The 15561-nt window shown below is 50.3% G+C and carries 12 protein-coding genes; 8 read left to right on the top strand and 4 right to left on the bottom strand.

All coding sequences use genetic code 11. The annotated features are described in order from the left end of the window. On the bottom strand, positions 1 to 2096 hold a 2096-nt coding region (locus tag D515_RS12550; RefSeq protein ID WP_039850048.1), incomplete at its 3' end, for a retention module-containing protein. Positions 2097 to 2544: 448 nt separating this feature from the next. Between D515_RS12550 and prfC the strand changes: the two genes are divergently transcribed. From prfC to D515_RS12535, 3 genes are all read left to right on the top strand, one after another. Continuing rightward, on the top strand, positions 2545 to 4134 hold the full coding sequence (gene prfC, locus D515_RS12545; protein ID WP_002538944.1) for a peptide chain release factor 3: 1590 nt from the start codon (positions 2545 to 2547) through the stop codon (positions 4132 to 4134). Between the two features lie 84 nt (positions 4135 to 4218). After that, on the top strand, positions 4219 to 4986 hold the full coding sequence (locus tag D515_RS12540; protein WP_002538942.1) for a TatD family hydrolase: 768 nt from the start codon (positions 4219 to 4221) through the stop codon (positions 4984 to 4986). A gap of 201 nt (positions 4987 to 5187) precedes the next feature. Beyond that, positions 5188 to 6426 (top strand): NupC/NupG family nucleoside CNT transporter, encoded by a 1239-nt coding sequence (locus D515_RS12535; RefSeq protein WP_002538940.1) that lies wholly within the window; start codon positions 5188 to 5190, stop codon positions 6424 to 6426. Positions 6427 to 6673: 247 nt separating this feature from the next. Here D515_RS12535 and D515_RS25700 read toward each other — a convergent pair whose 3' ends face one another. Further along, positions 6674 to 6880 carry a hypothetical protein gene (locus D515_RS25700; RefSeq protein WP_152442369.1) on the bottom strand — a complete coding sequence of 69 codons (207 nt, stop codon included), beginning with the start codon at positions 6878 to 6880 and terminating at the stop codon, positions 6674 to 6676. A 69-nt stretch (positions 6881 to 6949) separates the two neighbouring features. Here D515_RS25700 and deoC point away from each other — a divergent pair, with 69 nt between their 5' ends. The 4 genes from deoC to deoD all read left to right on the top strand — a co-directional run bounded on the left by deoC (position 6950) and on the right by deoD (position 11178). Then, complete coding sequence (deoC, locus tag D515_RS12530; protein ID WP_002538937.1) at positions 6950 to 7723, top strand: deoxyribose-phosphate aldolase; 774 nt, start codon at positions 6950 to 6952, stop codon at positions 7721 to 7723. Positions 7724 to 7791: 68 nt separating this feature from the next. Further along, positions 7792 to 9123 (top strand): thymidine phosphorylase, encoded by a 1332-nt coding sequence (gene deoA, locus D515_RS12525; RefSeq protein ID WP_002538936.1) that lies wholly within the window; start codon positions 7792 to 7794, stop codon positions 9121 to 9123. 10 nt (positions 9124 to 9133) lie between these two features. Then, positions 9134 to 10354 carry a phosphopentomutase gene (locus D515_RS12520; RefSeq protein ID WP_002538935.1) on the top strand — a complete coding sequence of 407 codons (1221 nt, stop codon included), beginning with the start codon at positions 9134 to 9136 and terminating at the stop codon, positions 10352 to 10354. Positions 10355 to 10452: 98 nt separating this feature from the next. Beyond that, positions 10453 to 11178, top strand: a complete 726-nt coding sequence (deoD, locus tag D515_RS12515; protein ID WP_002538934.1) for a purine-nucleoside phosphorylase — start codon at positions 10453 to 10455, stop codon at positions 11176 to 11178. Between the two features lie 99 nt (positions 11179 to 11277). Here the strand turns inward: deoD and D515_RS12510 are convergent, their stop codons facing one another. Then, positions 11278 to 11886, bottom strand: a complete 609-nt coding sequence (locus D515_RS12510; RefSeq protein WP_002538933.1) for a YtjB family periplasmic protein — start codon at positions 11884 to 11886, stop codon at positions 11278 to 11280. A 158-nt stretch (positions 11887 to 12044) separates the two neighbouring features. On the opposite strand from D515_RS12510, the gene serB reads away from it, so the two are divergent. Next, complete coding sequence (gene serB / locus D515_RS12505) at positions 12045 to 13010, top strand: phosphoserine phosphatase (RefSeq protein ID WP_002538931.1); 966 nt, start codon at positions 12045 to 12047, stop codon at positions 13008 to 13010. Between the two features lie 69 nt (positions 13011 to 13079). Here the strand turns inward: serB and D515_RS12500 are convergent, their stop codons facing one another. Beyond that, positions 13080 to 15458: a PilZ domain-containing protein gene (locus D515_RS12500; protein WP_002538930.1), complete on the bottom strand. Its 2379-nt coding sequence runs from the start codon at positions 15456 to 15458 to the stop codon at positions 13080 to 13082. Between the last annotated feature and the right edge of the window lie 103 nt (positions 15459 to 15561).

Raw genomic sequence — 15561 nt, 5'->3', positions numbered from 1 at the left:
ACGGTGATCCCCGTGATGTCCTCGGCATTGATCTCGGCCCCGCCGAGGTCAAAGCTGTAAGTGACATCGCCATCGACCGCCTTGGAGAGTTTGACGTTAAAGGTGATGTCTTTGCCTTCGCTGACCTCACCACCGCCGGTGACCTTCAAGGTAGGTGCATCGTTATCGAGGATGGTACCTGTACCCGTAACGGCGTCTGCCTGGCTGTCGGTTTTGCCGGACAGGGTAAAGTCTTCCGTGCTTTCGAACACAGGCTTGCCGTCAGCATCCAGGTTATCTGTGGTGATGACGTCCACAGTGAACTCGGTGTCACCCGGCTTCACAGTGACCTCAAAGGTGCCGTCAGCATTCACCGATACTTCATCGCCGTTGACGGTGACCGTGGTACCTGTGAAATCGACGTTTTTGTCGGCACTGCCGCTGGCCAGTGTCATGGTGACCGTGGTGTCGGAAGTGCTTTCGTTGGTCAGGGTGACGGTGAAGGTCGCCGTGTCCCCTTCGGTCACGGTTGGGCTGGTGATGCTCGCCACGTCTGGGCGGTCGCTATCATCGGTATTTATAACAGTATCTACCGCACTAGGCAGTGTTGGGAGTGCTTCAAAACCACCGCCAGTTACGCTCGTTACGCTAACTGTAAATTTGTCATCATCTCCGGCTTCGTAAAGGTCGTCGTCTAACGCCTCTACTTTGAAAGAGATACTCGTCGTATCCGCTTTTATTGTTACCGTTTTTTCAACAGGAATGACGTCACCATCCTCTGTTGTTTTGTGGCCGACGACCACAGTAATGGTCATATCTTCAGCCGCGGGCTCTGATAGCGTCAATGTGTATGTTGCATTTTCCCCTTCAGCGACAAACTCATCTCCTGACAAAGTAAGCGTTGGTGCATCATTGTCGTCTACGATATCTACTGTGACGGTGTCGGAGCTCGCTTCAAGGTTCTCAAAGGCATCGCCACCTTGAACTTCGTTAATTGTGGCTGATGCAGTGCTACTTCCTGAATAAACGTCATCCCGATTGACCTCAAACTCGAAACTAGATGAAGAAGTACCACCTTCGATGGTTACTTTTTGAGATGAGCCATTTGGAAGGAGCACTGTTACTTCAACACTGTCACCTTCTGCGACGGTAACTAAGCTACCTTCGGCATCGCGCAGTTCAACCTTGTAGATGATGCTTCCGGCGTCTTCGCTAACCTCGGAAGTGTCAGCATGCAAACTAACGGTTACCGTATCAGCATCATCAGTGACAATAGTGGTAACAGGGGTTGAGTCTGTGGTTAAGGAGTCGAAGCTTTCTCCGCCGGATACGCTATTGATTGAAGCACTTGCTTCTTCACTTTCTTTATAAACGTCATCAGCGTCTACGGTGTATTCGAAAGTGGCTTCGCTGGAGCCTGAGCCGATTGTTATATCTTGCTCAGTCCCATCTGGGAGTGTGATGGTGACGGTCACTGTTTCCCCGTCAGTGACGGTAAGCGGAGCACCTTCATCATCGACAATTTCGACTTTATAACTAATGGTTCCTTTGTCTTCGGATACCTCGTCAGTTGATGAAGATAGCTTAAGAGTTGCATTAACAGGGCTAGTCGGGGTAATTGGGGTTGGTTCTGGTGATGTGGCAAATGAGTTAAATGAATCGCCACTGTCTTCTCGTTCAATTCTTGTACTGTTAAACGCTTGAGCTATGCCATTTGTATCAAAACCTGCTTGAGCAATGGTTTGTTCGCCAACACGGCCAATGGATTGGAAGCTCCATGAGCCAGCTCCAGATGTTGTGGTACCACCTGCAGCGGTTGCTTCCAGTACTTCTGTTGGGTCGACACCCTCTTCAATTAATGCCTGTATAGCAGCAATTTCATCATCAAGCGGTGAGCCTAAGATATCTTGCGCAGGTGAGTCTTGTTCACCAACAGGCAATACGGTGCCGTCTTCAAGAGATAGAAGGGCGTTGGCACCCTCAGGGACAAAGATTTCAGTGCCGGCGTTTAGGTCTAAAACTTCAGCGATGGGAACCTCTTTCCCGTTCACTTTAATGAATGCGTTGCCGTTCACTGAAATTACTTTTGCAGCCTGCTTGGTGATAATCGAATCCATGAATCTCTTCCTGCGAAAGGTAAATAAATATGGATGTGTCATATGTGACACATAAATTTCATCCATAATACTATGCAAATAGATTCGTTATAAGTCTTGACGTTAAACAAAATCGCCAAAAAAGTGACGCAAATTGTAAAATTTTTATATTTATCAACGCTAAGTATCTGAATGAAGATCAAGGTGTTATTGCTTTTTGATGCGAGATGGGTCAAAAAGTGACCGGGTGTATTGAGTGGTGTGTCATTTATTGGACAATATATTGACTCTCGTTAGAGGCTTGTTTTGCGAGGTGAATTTTCTTGTGAGGCCCGTAGGGTAAGGATTTTGTTGGCGAGCGTTGAGTCTCATCCCGATATCGTACAAAATACCCGCCGATTTGAATTCATCTACACTGCGCGCAGCTCAGTTTCTGCCTGCGTGCTGTTTAACGCGGAAAAGCTTAAGCATGTCAAACTCTCCACTTCAGCAAGAAGTCGGCAAGCGTCGTACGTTTGCGATTATCTCGCACCCGGATGCCGGTAAAACTACCATCACTGAAAAGGTGCTGTTATTCGGACGCGCGATCCAGACTGCCGGTACGGTAAAAGGTCGTGGCTCTAATCAGCATGCGAAGTCTGACTGGATGGAGATGGAAAAAGAACGTGGTATTTCGGTCACCACTTCTGTCATGCAGTTCCCGTTCAACGATTGTCTGGTTAACCTGCTTGATACCCCAGGACACGAAGACTTCTCAGAAGATACTTACCGCACCCTGACAGCTGTTGACTCATGCCTGATGGTTATTGATGCGGCGAAAGGTGTTGAGGATCGTACCCGTAAGCTGATGGAAGTGACCCGTCTGCGCGACACGCCAATCGTGACTTTCATGAACAAACTTGACCGCGACATCCGTGACCCAATGGAGTTGATGGATGAAGTAGAAAGTGAGCTGAACATCGCGTGTGCACCAGTATCCTGGCCGATTGGCTGTGGTAAAGAGTTCAAAGGTGTTTATCACATCCACCGTGATGAAACGATTCTGTACCAAACAGGTCAGGGTCATACCATTCAGGACTCACGCATCATCAAAGGTCTGGATAATCCAGAGTTGGATGAAGCAGTGGGAGAAAGCCTGGCAGAGCAACTGCGTGAAGAACTTGAACTGGTACTGGGCGCATCGCACGAGTTTGATCAAGAACTGTTCCTGAGCGGCGAGCTGACACCTGTGTTCTTCGGTACTGCACTGGGTAACTTCGGTGTTGACCACATGTTGGATGGTTTAACTGAGTGGGCACCTGCACCATTGCCGCGTCAAACCCATGAGCGTGCGGTTGAAGCGGGTGAAGAGAAGTTCTCTGGATTTGTCTTCAAAATTCAGGCAAACATGGACCCTAAACACCGTGACCGCATTGCATTCATGCGTATCGTGTCTGGCAAGTACAGTCAGGGTATGAAGATGAAGCATGTACGTACCGGTAAAATGGTATCAATCTCTGATGCGGTAACCTTTATGGCAGGTGATCGTGCCCGCGCAGCAGAAGCGTTTGCAGGTGACATCATTGGTCTTCATAACCACGGTACTATCCAAATTGGTGATACCTTCACTCAAGGCGAAGATCTGAAATTCTCAGGTATTCCAAACTTTGCGCCTGAACTGTTCCGTCGTATCCGTCTGCGTGATCCACTGAAGCAAAAGCAATTGCTGAAAGGTCTGGTACAGCTTTCTGAAGAAGGTGCGGTGCAGGTGTTCCGCCCAATGACATCCAATGACCTGATTGTTGGTGCGGTGGGTGTACTTCAGTTCGATGTGGTTGTTGCACGCTTGAAGTCTGAATATAACGTTGAAGCGATTTATGAGCCTGTTAACGTTGCGACAGCGCGCTGGGTAGAATGTAGTGATGCGAAGAAACTGGATGATTTCCAGCGCAAGAACCAAACTAACCTGGCATTGGATGGCGGTGACAACCTTACTTACATCGCGCCAACCATGGTTAACCTGAGCCTGACGCAAGAACGTCATCCTGATGTGAGCTTCCGTGCAACACGCGAGCACTAATTACAAGACGTAAAAGAAAGCCGCCCCACAAGGCGGCTTTTTTGTATCCTCTATATAGAAGTAGCCCACTGAGTTTTTGCCGCAATGATTGATACGCACTGCCATTTTGATTTCCCTCCGTTTGCTGACCACCCTGAAGATTGGGTGAGGCGCTCAGTAGCCGCTGGAGTAAACAGTCTTGTGGTACCCGCTGTAGCGACAGAAAACTGGGATCGGGTGGCAGCATTGGCTGAAGCATTTCCCGAGATCTCGTATGCGGTGGGGTTGCATCCAGTCTGGATGGCATCGCATCAAGACGAAGACATTCAGAAGCTGGATGCGTTTTTGGCTGACGCGCCGAAAGGATTGGTTGCCGTTGGCGAATGTGGGCTGGATTTTGCGATAGAAAATGCCGACCCAGAGCGACAAATATGGTTGTTGACGGAACAACTTAAACTGGCCGAGAAATATCAGCTTCCCGTGATCCTTCACAGTCGTAAAGCACACAACGAATTACTGCAAATTCTGAATGGTTTTCCGGCAGTGAAAGGGGTCTTGCATGCTTTTAGTGGCAGTGAACAGATTGGACATGAATACATAAAGCGCGGCTTTTTGCTCGGAATCGGTGGCACCATCACTTACGAGCGCGCTAATAAGACCCGAAATGCGGTGAAAAACCTGCCACTTTCCTCTTTGGTTTTGGAGACAGATGCGCCCGATATGCCTGTTTTTGGCTTTCAAGGTGAGCCCAATTTGCCGGAGAGATTACCACTGATTGCCCACGCTTTAGCCACCCTAAAAGAGGTCGATGTCGGGGAAATTATTCACGCCACCACACAAAACTCGACAGCATGCTTTGCGTTGAACGTCTAAAAGGCATCGTTTGCCCAAACGTTTGCGTCGTGCATAGCTCACAAAAATAGACCTTCATCACCTTTTTGAGTGAATTGCACCGAATTTTTCACTTCAAGTGTGACTTATGCATTCCTTTGGTCCCCAACCAATGCGTATAATCGCCGCCGGAATAACACTCCCAATTTGTCGAGACGCCAAGACTTTTTTAGGAACCCTTTTATGAGCCTGATTATGAGCATTGTAGGGATGGTTGTACTGCTGGGTATTGCTGTACTGCTATCTGACAACCGCAAAGCCATCAACCTGCGTACTGTAGGTGGTGCATTTGCGATCCAGTTTATTCTGGGTGGTTTCATCCTGTTTGTCCCAGCGGGCCAAGCAATCCTGAACGGCATGTCTAATGCTGTACAGAACGTGATCAACTACGGTAAAGATGGTATCGGCTTCCTGTTCGGTAGCCTGGTTAACTTCTCTGTAGATGGTATCGGCTTTATCTTTGCGTTCCAGGTTCTGCCTACTGTTGTATTCTTCTCAGCGCTGATCAGCGTGCTTTACTACCTGGGTATCATGCAGTTTGTTATCCGTATTCTGGGTGGTGCACTGCGTAAAGTACTGGGTACTTCTCACGCGGAATCAATGTCTGCAACCGCGAACATCTTCGTTGGTCAAACTGAAGCGCCTCTGGTTGTACGTCCTTACGTGCCAAAAATGACCCAGTCTGAACTGTTCGCAGTCATGTGTGGTGGTCTGGCATCTGTAGCAGGTGGTGTACTGGCAGGTTACGCAGCGATGGGTGTACCTCTGGAATACCTGATTGCAGCATCGTTCATGGCAGCACCAGGTGGTCTGCTGTTCGCGAAAATCATCAAGCCAGAAACTGACGAGCCAATCGAGCAATTGGGTCAAGACGGTGACGAAGAAGAAGACAAGCCTGCAAACGTTATCGACGCAGCAGCAGGTGGCGCATCTTCTGGTATGCAACTGGCTCTGAACATCGGTGCAATGCTGCTGGCATTCATCGGTCTGATCGCACTGATCAACGGCATGCTGTCTGGCATCGGTGGTTGGTTCGGCATCGAAGGTCTGACTCTGGAGTGGATCCTGGGTAAAGTGTTCGCACCACTGGCATTCCTGATTGGTGTTCCATGGGCAGAAGCTGACATCGCGGGTTCATTCATCGGTCAGAAGATTGTTGTTAACGAATTCGTTGCGTACCTGAACTTCACCCCAATCATCGGTGACCTGTCTGAGAAGACTGCAGCAATCATTTCGTTTGCACTGTGTGGTTTCGCTAACCTGTCGTCTATCGCAATCCTGCTGGGTGGTCTGGGCAGCATCGCGCCAACCCGTCGTCACGACATCGCGCGTTTCGGTGTGAAAGCAGTATGTGCGGGTACTCTGTCTAACCTGATGAGTGCAACTATCGCTGGTTTCTTCCTGACTCTGGCTGCGCTGTAATCAGCAAGTAAAGAGATTCAAAAAACCGCCTCCTTGTGAGGCGGTTTTTTTATGCCTGTAGCTTCGGGAGCCCATTCGTCAGGAATAAGACACAGTGATGTGTTTTCGCCACTTATAGTGATGCCAGTACCCTGAAAACTCTCATCCGGTTTTGCACGCTTGGCAACAAAGTGTTTTTCAACAGAAACAGGTAACACCTAGTGTAACCAAAGGAAGATTGGTAAAATTGGTGAACGCTGTCAAAGTTTCAGAAGTAGTCTTTCATTAATTTCACTACTGTTTCACAGACAGCGGAAAGGTGAGACATCAAACCTGCCCCAACGTGTAAAAAACTTGCAGCACGATGAGACAGGTGGACACCCGGCAGAATGCCATAGGGTGTGCGGCCAACACGGAATGTTGATTGGCGCTGACCATGCAGCGCGCCAAACTTCAAGGAGCCAAGTCCGCTCATCAGATTATGCCGAGCATTGCCTCGCGTAGTTTGTTACTTGGTTTTGAATATTTACGACTGGAGAAAGTCATGAGCGATCTAAAAGCAGCAGCTCTTCGTGCCCTGAAACTGATGGATTTGACCACCCTGAACGACGACGACACAGATGCGAAAGTGATCGAACTGTGTAAGAGCGCGAAAACCCCAGTAGGTAACACTGCTGCTATCTGCATCTACCCTCGTTTTATCCCTGTGGCGAAGAAACAACTTCGCGAGCAAGGCACGCCTGAAATCAAAATCGCAACCGTGACTAACTTCCCACACGGTAACGACGACATCGAAATCGCGGTGGCTGAAACCAAAGCAGCAGTGGCTTACGGTGCTGATGAAGTTGACGTTGTGTTCCCATACCGCACGCTTATCGCGGGTGATGAGAAAACCGGTTTTGAGCTGGTTAAACAATGTAAAGCAGCATGTGGTGACGTGACGCTGAAAGTGATCATCGAAACCGGTGAGCTGAAAGAAGCAGCACTCATCAAGCGTGCATCTGAAATCTCTATCGAAGCGGGCGCAGACTTTATCAAGACGTCTACCGGTAAAGTGCCAGTAAACGCGACGCCAGAATCAGCAGAAATCATGCTGACTGTGATCAAAGAGATGGGCGTTGCAGAAAAGGTGGGTTTCAAGCCTGCTGGCGGCGTACGTACTGCTGAAGATGCAGCGGAATACCTGGCGATGGCTGACCGTATCCTGGGCGGCGAGTGGGCTGACAACGCACACTACCGTTTTGGTGCATCAAGCCTGCTGGCGAACCTGCTTCACACGCTGGGTGAAGGCGAAAAAGCGGCAGAAGGCGGCTACTAAGCACTTCTGTTGGGGAGCCGGCAATTTTGGCTCCCCCTGTTTTTGACACCCAGTACGTGAGGTCGACTATGTACCTTCCCCAAGAAATCATTCGGAAGAAGCGTGACAACATTGCGCTGACTTCTGAAGAAATTAATTTCTTTATCCAGGGCATTGCAAAAGAGACTGTTTCTGAAGGACAGATCGCGGCATTTGCCATGGCAGTGTACTTCAATGACATGACCATGGACGAACGTGTCGCACTGACGTGCGCCATGCGTGACTCAGGCATGGTGATTGACTGGTCACACATGAATTTTGATGGCCCTATTGTCGATAAACACAGTACCGGCGGTGTGGGCGATGTGACCTCCCTGATGCTTGGCCCTATGGTGGCGGCATGTGGTGGTTACGTACCTATGATTTCAGGCCGTGGTCTGGGTCATACTGGCGGTACGCTGGACAAACTGGAAGCAATTCCAGGGTATAACATCACGCCGAACAACGATGTTTTCGGTAAGGTGACTAAAGAAGCAGGTGTGGCGATTATCGGCCAAACCGGTGATTTGGCACCGGCGGACAAGCGTGTATACGCAACCCGCGATGTGACAGCGACCGTCGACAATATTTCTCTTATTACCGCGTCTATCCTGTCGAAGAAACTGGCGGCAGGCCTAGAGTCGCTGGTGATGGATGTAAAAGTAGGCTCTGGCGCGTTTATGCCGACCTACGAGAAATCAGAAGAACTGGCGAAATCGATTGTGGCAGTTGCCAATGGCGCGGGTACCCGCACCAGCTCATTGCTCACCGACATGAATCAGGTATTGGCTTCAAGTGCAGGTAACGCACTGGAAGTGAAAGAAGCGGTTCAGTTCCTGACCGGTGAATACCGTAACCCGCGCCTTTATGCGGTCACCATGGCGCTTTGTGCAGAAATGCTGACCATCAGTGGTCTGGCAAAAGACAAAGATGAAGCCATGAACAAACTGCAAACCGTGCTGGACAACGGCAAGGCAGCAGAATGCTTCGGCAAAATGGTGGCAGGTTTGGGTGGTCCGCTCGATTTCGTTGAGAACTATAGTAAGTATCTGGCAACGGCAAACGTGGTGAAACCAGTGTTTGCAAACTGCACTGGCTTTGTATCAGCGATGGACACCCGTGCGATCGGCATGGCTGTCGTTGGCCTTGGCGGTGGACGCCGTGTTGCAAGTGATACGATCGATTATTCAGTGGGCTTTAGCGATGTTATCCGTCTGGGTATGCAAGCTGACAGCACCACGCCATTGGCGGTAGTACATGCCAAGGATGAAGCTGCATGGCAACAAGCAGCTGCAGCACTTCAGGCTGCCATGCGCATCGAAGACGAAGCGCCAGAAGCGACCCCTGAAGTTTACCGCCAGATTGGCCCACAAGACGTCTAAGGAGGCGATCATGAAACGCGCGATTATTTTGGTACTGGATTCCTTCGGGATCGGTGCAACCGAAGATGCTCACAAGTTTGGTGATGTGGGCGCGAATACCCTGGGCTCTATCGCGAAAGCATGTGCAGCAGGTAACGCGAACAATGATGACCGCAAAGGTCCACTGACGCTGCCAAACCTGAATGCACTGGGTTTGGGCAAAGCGTGCGAAGAATCATCAGGCTACTTCCCTGAAGGTCTGGATCCAAGCGCGGAAATCATCGGTGCTTACGGCCATGCGGCTGAGTTGTCTTCCGGTAAAGACACCCCTTCGGGTCACTGGGAAATTGCCGGTGTACCTGTACTGTTTGACTGGGGCTACTTCACTGACAAAGAAAACAGCTTCCCGAAAGCGCTGACTGACCGCATTCTTGAGCGCGCAGGTTTGCCGGATTATCTGGGTAACTGCCATGCATCAGGTACGCAGATCCTTGACGATCTGGGCGAAGAGCACATGAAAACTGGCTTGCCAATTTTCTACACCTCTGCGGACTCGGTATTCCAAATCGCGTGTCATGAAGAAACCTTCGGTCTGGACCGTCTGCTGGAACTTTGCCAGATCGCCCGCGAAGAGCTGGAAGACTACAACATTGGCCGCGTTATCGCGCGTCCGTTCATCGGGCCGGGTAAAGGCCAGTTTGAGCGTACCGGTAACCGCCGTGACCTGTCTGTAGAGCCGCCTTCAGCGACCGTGCTGCAAAAGCTGGTTGATGAGAAGCAAGGTGAGGTGGTGTCTATCGGTAAGATTGCAGACATCTACGCGCACGTTGGTATCACCAAAAAAGTGAAAGCGACCGGTTTGGAAGCCCTGTTCAACGCGACCAAAGATGCGATGAACCAAGAAGGTGACAACAGCATCATCTTCACCAACTTCGTCGACTTTGACTCTCACTACGGTCACCGTCGTAACGTGGCAGGCTATGCTGCAGCACTGGAGTATTTCGACAAGCGTTTGCCTGAAATCCTCGAAATGCTGAAAGAAGATGATGTCCTGATCCTGACCGCTGACCACGGCTGTGACCCGACCTGGGAAGGCACGGATCACACCCGCGAGCACATTCCTGTTCTGGTTTGCGGTAAACATGTACCAGCAGGTTCGCTCGGTCGTCGTGAGACCTTCGCAGACATCGGCCAGACTCTGGCGAAGTACTTCGGTACTTCAGACATGGAATACGGAAAGTCTTTCCTGTAGTTCCACACTAAATTCCGGTCGCAGCCCAGACAATCAGCGAGTGCTGCGACCCGATTAGCATCGGTTGATTCCGAAATTTGATCAAAAGGAAATAGAAAATGGCAACTCCACATATCAATGCCGAAATGGGTGATTTTGCAGATGTAGTTCTGATGCCGGGCGACCCGCTGCGTGCTAAATACATTGCAGAAACCTTCCTGGAAGACGTTAAGCAAGTTTGTGATGTTCGCAACATGTTCGGTTTCACCGGTACTTACAAAGGCCGCAAGATCTCTGTTATGGGCCACGGTATGGGTATCCCATCATGCTCAATCTACGCGACTGAGCTGATCAAAGACTTCGGCGTGAAGAAAATCATCCGTGTAGGTAGCTGTGGTGCAGTGCGTGAAGACGTAAAACTGCGTGAAGTTATCATCGGTGTTGGCGCGTCTACTGATGCGAAAATCAACCGTACCCGTTTCAACGGCCACGACTTCGCAGCGATTGCTGACTTCGAGATGACCCGTAACGCGGTTGATGCAGCGAAAGCAAAAGGCATCAACGTACGTGTCGGTAACATCTTCTCTGCTGACCTGTTCTACTCTCCAGAACCAGATTTCTTCGACACCATGGCGAAGTACGGCATTCTGGGTGTGGAAATGGAAGCAGCGGGTATCTACGGTGTAGCAGCAGAGTTCGGCGCGAAAGCACTGACTATCTGTACTGTGTCTGACCACATCAAGACTGGCGAGCAAACCACTTCTGACGAGCGTCAAACCACGTTCAACGAAATGATTGAAATCGCACTGGAATCTGTACTGCTGGGCGACGCTGAAGAAGCGTAAGTTCTGCTGACAGACCAAGATGAAAAAGGATGGCTTCGGCCATCCTTTTTGCGTTCTGGGGAAAGTTCTCTTAAGAACCCAGGTTAGCTCTTTCCTCTGCTAGTCGTTACTCTTTAACAGAAACGTTGAACGCCATAAATCCCGGCGGTTGGCGAAAGTAAAGATCAGCAAGGCACCTGTGGCAATCGCGACCAGGATCATGGCGCGTACTAGGTTGATGCTTTGTTCTAGCCGGTTGGAAGCGGCTTTTATTACCTCACCATGCTCCAGCGTGATCCGTACAAATCCGGAAATATTGCCATCGTCGGCAATGGGTTCAACCAGCTGCTGGCGACCAATACTGGCAACGGAAAGCGGGGTATTGAGCCCTGTTAGCTGCTCCAGTGGCATCGCCCCAAGTGAACTTGCCACCAGATTGCCTTTCACGTCGTAGACCGCGGCATCCAGAATCAGGTCTTCATTTTGTAAGTTGTTCACCAACTGCTGAACTGCATCCATATCATCGCTTGCCAGTGCGGTGTGAGCACTGGCCGCCGCTTGGCGGAGTATGACGCGGGACAGGGATTCTGTCTGGTCAAAAAGCATTTTGTAATTGCGGTTATTTAATTGATTGCTGTACATAAACAGCATCATTATTGTGGAGAAGCAGGCGACAACCACAATAAACTGCCAGAGCCTTTTAAGGCGTTTTTTATTTATTTGAAGCATAAGCTGTCCAAGCTAAGGCGCCTTCCAAGACGAAGTCGCAACATATCAGCGCTATCTCAGTTTGCTGTCCTGGCTGGAAAAAAGCAAGCAACCGCCGTGCTGTGATCTCAAGCACTCTTTGATATAGTAAAGGCAACTGACTAAAAGGAATTTATGCAATGGATGCATTTTCAGCCTATCCGATCAAAAAACACGTAAAGCTGCTCAACCGTTTCCCTTCTATCCGAGATTTTCGTCCGTCAGATTGCCGTCAGGCAGGGTGGATTCTTTATGGGCTTCATATCAGCCCGGGTTCTTTGGATGACCTTTCCTTTCTGCTCGGTGAGCCAGTATTCCCAATGACAGGTTGGACTGTTGGTCCTTACGAAGTGTTGCTGATGCGTGGAGAACTCACGCCAGAGGTCGTACAACTGTGCGATGCACTGGCGCTGGACTGCGCGTCACTTGAAAACATTCCAAATCTTTATGAGCCGGGATTGGCACTGTTCGATATGGACTCAACGGCGATTCAGATTGAGTGTATTGATGAAATTGCCAAGCTGGCGGGTGTTGGCGAGCAGGTAGCGGAAGTCACCGAACGTGCCATGCGTGGCGAACTCGACTTTGAAGCTAGCCTTCGCCAACGTGTTGCGACGCTGAAAGGCACGGATGTGTCTGTGCTTGAGCAAGTACGCGATAACATTCCTTACATGCCGGGCATGAAGCAACTGACAGCCTCTTTGCAGGCGCGTGGCTGGAAAGTCGCGATTGCGTCAGGCGGCTTTACCTGGTTCTCGGACAAGCTGAAAGAAGACTTGTCACTGGCCTATGCTGAATCAAACCAACTGGTGATTGAAAACGGCAAGCTGACCGGCGAAGTCGCAGGTTCAGTGGTGGATGCGCAGCGCAAAGCTGACATTCTTCGCGATCTGGCAGACCGCTATGAACTGATGCCTGCGAACACACTGGCGGTGGGTGACGGCGCCAACGATTTGGTCATGATGTCTGCCGCTGGCCTAGGCATTGCTTATCACGCCAAACCGAAAGTACAGCAAGCGGCGCAGGTGGCTGTTCGTCACGCGGATTTAGGGGGCGTGCTTTGTGTGCTTTCCGCCTCTTTGCTACCGCAAAGACTGAGTTGGTAAGATGTGTTGAGGCTGAAATAAGAAAGGGATGTCGACGGACATCCCTTTTTCTTTGATGGTAAGAACTGTTTAGCCGCCGATTTCCAAACGTCTTAGCACTTCGTCGGTAATGTCACTCATTTCTCCATAAGCACAGAGGTCAGTGAATTCCATTTCAAGCTGTCTTGCCCGTTGTGTCGACAAAGTGACCAAAGGTGCCAGCGTTTCCGTTGGCAGCCACTGATTGCCATCATCCAATGGTTGCAGCCAGTTTCTGACCGCAAAAAACTTCCCACGCTTACGTGCCTGTGTAATGAACATTTTGCGCTCTTCGGGAGAGCTAAAGCTTTCCAGTGGGCGCGATGTGACATCGATAATGGCACCGTCTGAGAAGGTCGCTGAAATATAGAACTCATGACGAACCTGCTCTTCCCGGTTGCGCAGGCGTGTCACTGGGCTTACGTATTTCGAGAGGTGTTCACCAATGACTGAGCGGAGCGACATCATGCCAGAGCCTGCATTTTTCTGAAGCAGACGACTGAGTTCGTTGCCTGGGAAGTTCGCGCCAATGGCAGACACCTGAAGCGTTTCCCCGCGGCGCACAATAAAGTAAGGCGTGGCAGATAACCGCGTCAGCAGCATTTGATGCATGGCATGCAGCAGCGGGGCGTCCGGCAGTTTTTCGCTGTCGAGCAGAAGCTTATGCTGGTTGTGCTCAATCAGTCGCTGCAGGTAATGACTTCGGTGCTTGCTGTGCCTGTCTTTTAACAGTGCCAGCTTGATGTTGGTTCTGTCTTCGCTGATCTGCACCACTTTGTAAGGCACGTTACCGAGAGGTGCTTTCGGATCGACCCGTTTCAGATCAGTAAAAGTGATTGATACTTCCTGCTGTTTGCTACCGGTAAAGGGTTTGCTCAGCAGCACGTTCAGACCTTGGGTTGAAAAGTCGATGGTCTGGCCCTGCAGCTCACCGGTTAAATGGTGGACCAGAGTGGTTTTGGTTCTGTGCTGGTAGCGTGGCTCTTTGCGTTGTGGTGCCAGCACAGAAGGGACTGCTTCAACCGGCAGAATAGGGTCACGCGAATGTGCGAAACGATTGAGCTGTTTCACCGGGTGCTTGGGCTTGATTGGAATCCGGAAATCACTGCTGACCTGGGACAAGGTCAAATCCTGAATTGTCGCAATATGGGTCAGCTCATCAATCTGTTGGATATAGGCGGGTGACACTTCCTGCAACCTTCGGGCGTCTTCTTCACTGATTTTAGCCATGGTGACGCGGAGCACACGCCAGGAAGGGCGTGAACTGCCGATATGCCAGAACAGGTGGCGAAGCTCGGCGTCCAATTCTGTCGGACAGGCAGAGAAGAAGTAGGTTTTTGCACCGTGCTGATGGTTAAAGCAATACACCAGGGTTTCGCTGTTGGTCAGTCCTTCAAGTGCCAGATACTGTAAACGCTTTTCCGAGAACAACTTGTCGATCACGGGCTGATTGCGTTCGTCATGCCAGTAATCCCAAAGCTCGCGGTTTTGTTCGGTCAAAAGGCTGTATCTCAGCCTGTTGCCACAGAAAAACAGTGGCAGTGACGGTGTCTGCTCAAGGAATACCTGTTCATAGGCGCGGGAGCGGGTGGTCAGGAATTTGTCCTCATTTTCCCGGCGGGAGTCCAGATCGTCAGTTTGGGACTTAATCTCAATGGCGTCTTTGATGACATCGGTACTGCTCATCAAACGAAGGCGCAGGCGCTGGAAGTTGTCGCCGTTGAGGTTAAGTTCCTTTCCGACCACTCGATAGTTCAAGCCGCTGAAAAGCTCTGCCAGCTGGCACTCATCCCCCAATTGAGGGAAATAAATCACCAATGTCGATCCCGTTTCATAATGGAACGATGAAGGTAATTTGATCTGCATGCCTGAATTGGAAATATCAATGGTCGAGCCATTCACTTCCGTGCCATCGGGCAGAAAAGCCTGAATGCGACTAGAAAGCTGAATGCGGTTTTCACTTCTCGACAGGTAGTGGCCAAAACGCAGCGGCACTGCATCAACTGTGTCCAGAGACTCTGTTGCCCGCACATCGCCTTGTCGCTGCAAAACACGGTAACTGTTTGGCGTATTGTGTAACTCTTCCCAAAGCCCGACTGTCATCCGGCCTTGATAGATGTCGACGCGGCGGTGATACAGATTGATGGCAACATCGTCCATCCAGTGATTCACTTCGTGCAGAAAATAACGGCGACACTCGCCAACCACTTTTCCGCGTAGGTCCACGGGTTTGCTGCAAGGAGACATGAGGCGTCGCACTTCCATCTTGGTAATTAACCGTTCGGAAGCGTTCTCATTGGGGGTAAGCTCCGCCAGTACTGCATCAAATGCATCTTGCTCATACAGGGGGAGTAGCTGATCAAACAGCGCCTTGTCGTGGTCCTTCATCTCGATAAAGTCTGGTAGAATCCTGAAATTAGATGACAACATCTGTATCGGCCATAAGTGTCGATAGTTTACCTTTTTTCCCGATCTTGGCGTGAACTTATGCGCAGACTTGCATTCAAGACATGTAAGCATTGGTAACAGGAGC

Origin of the sequence: Grimontia indica (genome assembly GCF_000333895.2) — a bacterium.
Classification (GTDB): domain Bacteria; phylum Pseudomonadota; class Gammaproteobacteria; order Enterobacterales; family Vibrionaceae; genus Enterovibrio; species Enterovibrio indicus.
The sequence above is the reverse complement of the archived record's forward strand: the minus strand, read 5'-3'. Positions and strand labels throughout refer to the sequence as shown.

What these genes read in the sequence shown, in the direction of transcription:
- D515_RS12520 (WP_002538935.1), top strand. Translation starts at nt 9,134, where the DNA reads ATGAAACGCGCGATTATTTTGGTACTGGATTCCTTCGGGATCGGTGCA.
- D515_RS12500 (WP_002538930.1), bottom strand. Translation starts at nt 15,458, where the DNA reads ATGTTGTCATCTAATTTCAGGATTCTACCAGACTTTATCGAGATGAAG.
- D515_RS12510 (WP_002538933.1), bottom strand. Translation starts at nt 11,886, where the DNA reads ATGCTTCAAATAAATAAAAAACGCCTTAAAAGGCTCTGGCAGTTTATT.
- D515_RS12535 (WP_002538940.1), top strand. Translation starts at nt 5,188, where the DNA reads ATGAGCCTGATTATGAGCATTGTAGGGATGGTTGTACTGCTGGGTATT.
- serB (WP_002538931.1), top strand. Translation starts at nt 12,045, where the DNA reads ATGGATGCATTTTCAGCCTATCCGATCAAAAAACACGTAAAGCTGCTC.
- D515_RS12540 (WP_002538942.1), top strand. Translation starts at nt 4,219, where the DNA reads ATGATTGATACGCACTGCCATTTTGATTTCCCTCCGTTTGCTGACCAC.
- deoD (WP_002538934.1), top strand. Translation starts at nt 10,453, where the DNA reads ATGGCAACTCCACATATCAATGCCGAAATGGGTGATTTTGCAGATGTA.
- prfC (WP_002538944.1), top strand. Translation starts at nt 2,545, where the DNA reads ATGTCAAACTCTCCACTTCAGCAAGAAGTCGGCAAGCGTCGTACGTTT.
- D515_RS25700 (WP_152442369.1), bottom strand. Translation starts at nt 6,880, where the DNA reads ATGAGCGGACTTGGCTCCTTGAAGTTTGGCGCGCTGCATGGTCAGCGC.
- deoC (WP_002538937.1), top strand. Translation starts at nt 6,950, where the DNA reads ATGAGCGATCTAAAAGCAGCAGCTCTTCGTGCCCTGAAACTGATGGAT.
- deoA (WP_002538936.1), top strand. Translation starts at nt 7,792, where the DNA reads ATGTACCTTCCCCAAGAAATCATTCGGAAGAAGCGTGACAACATTGCG.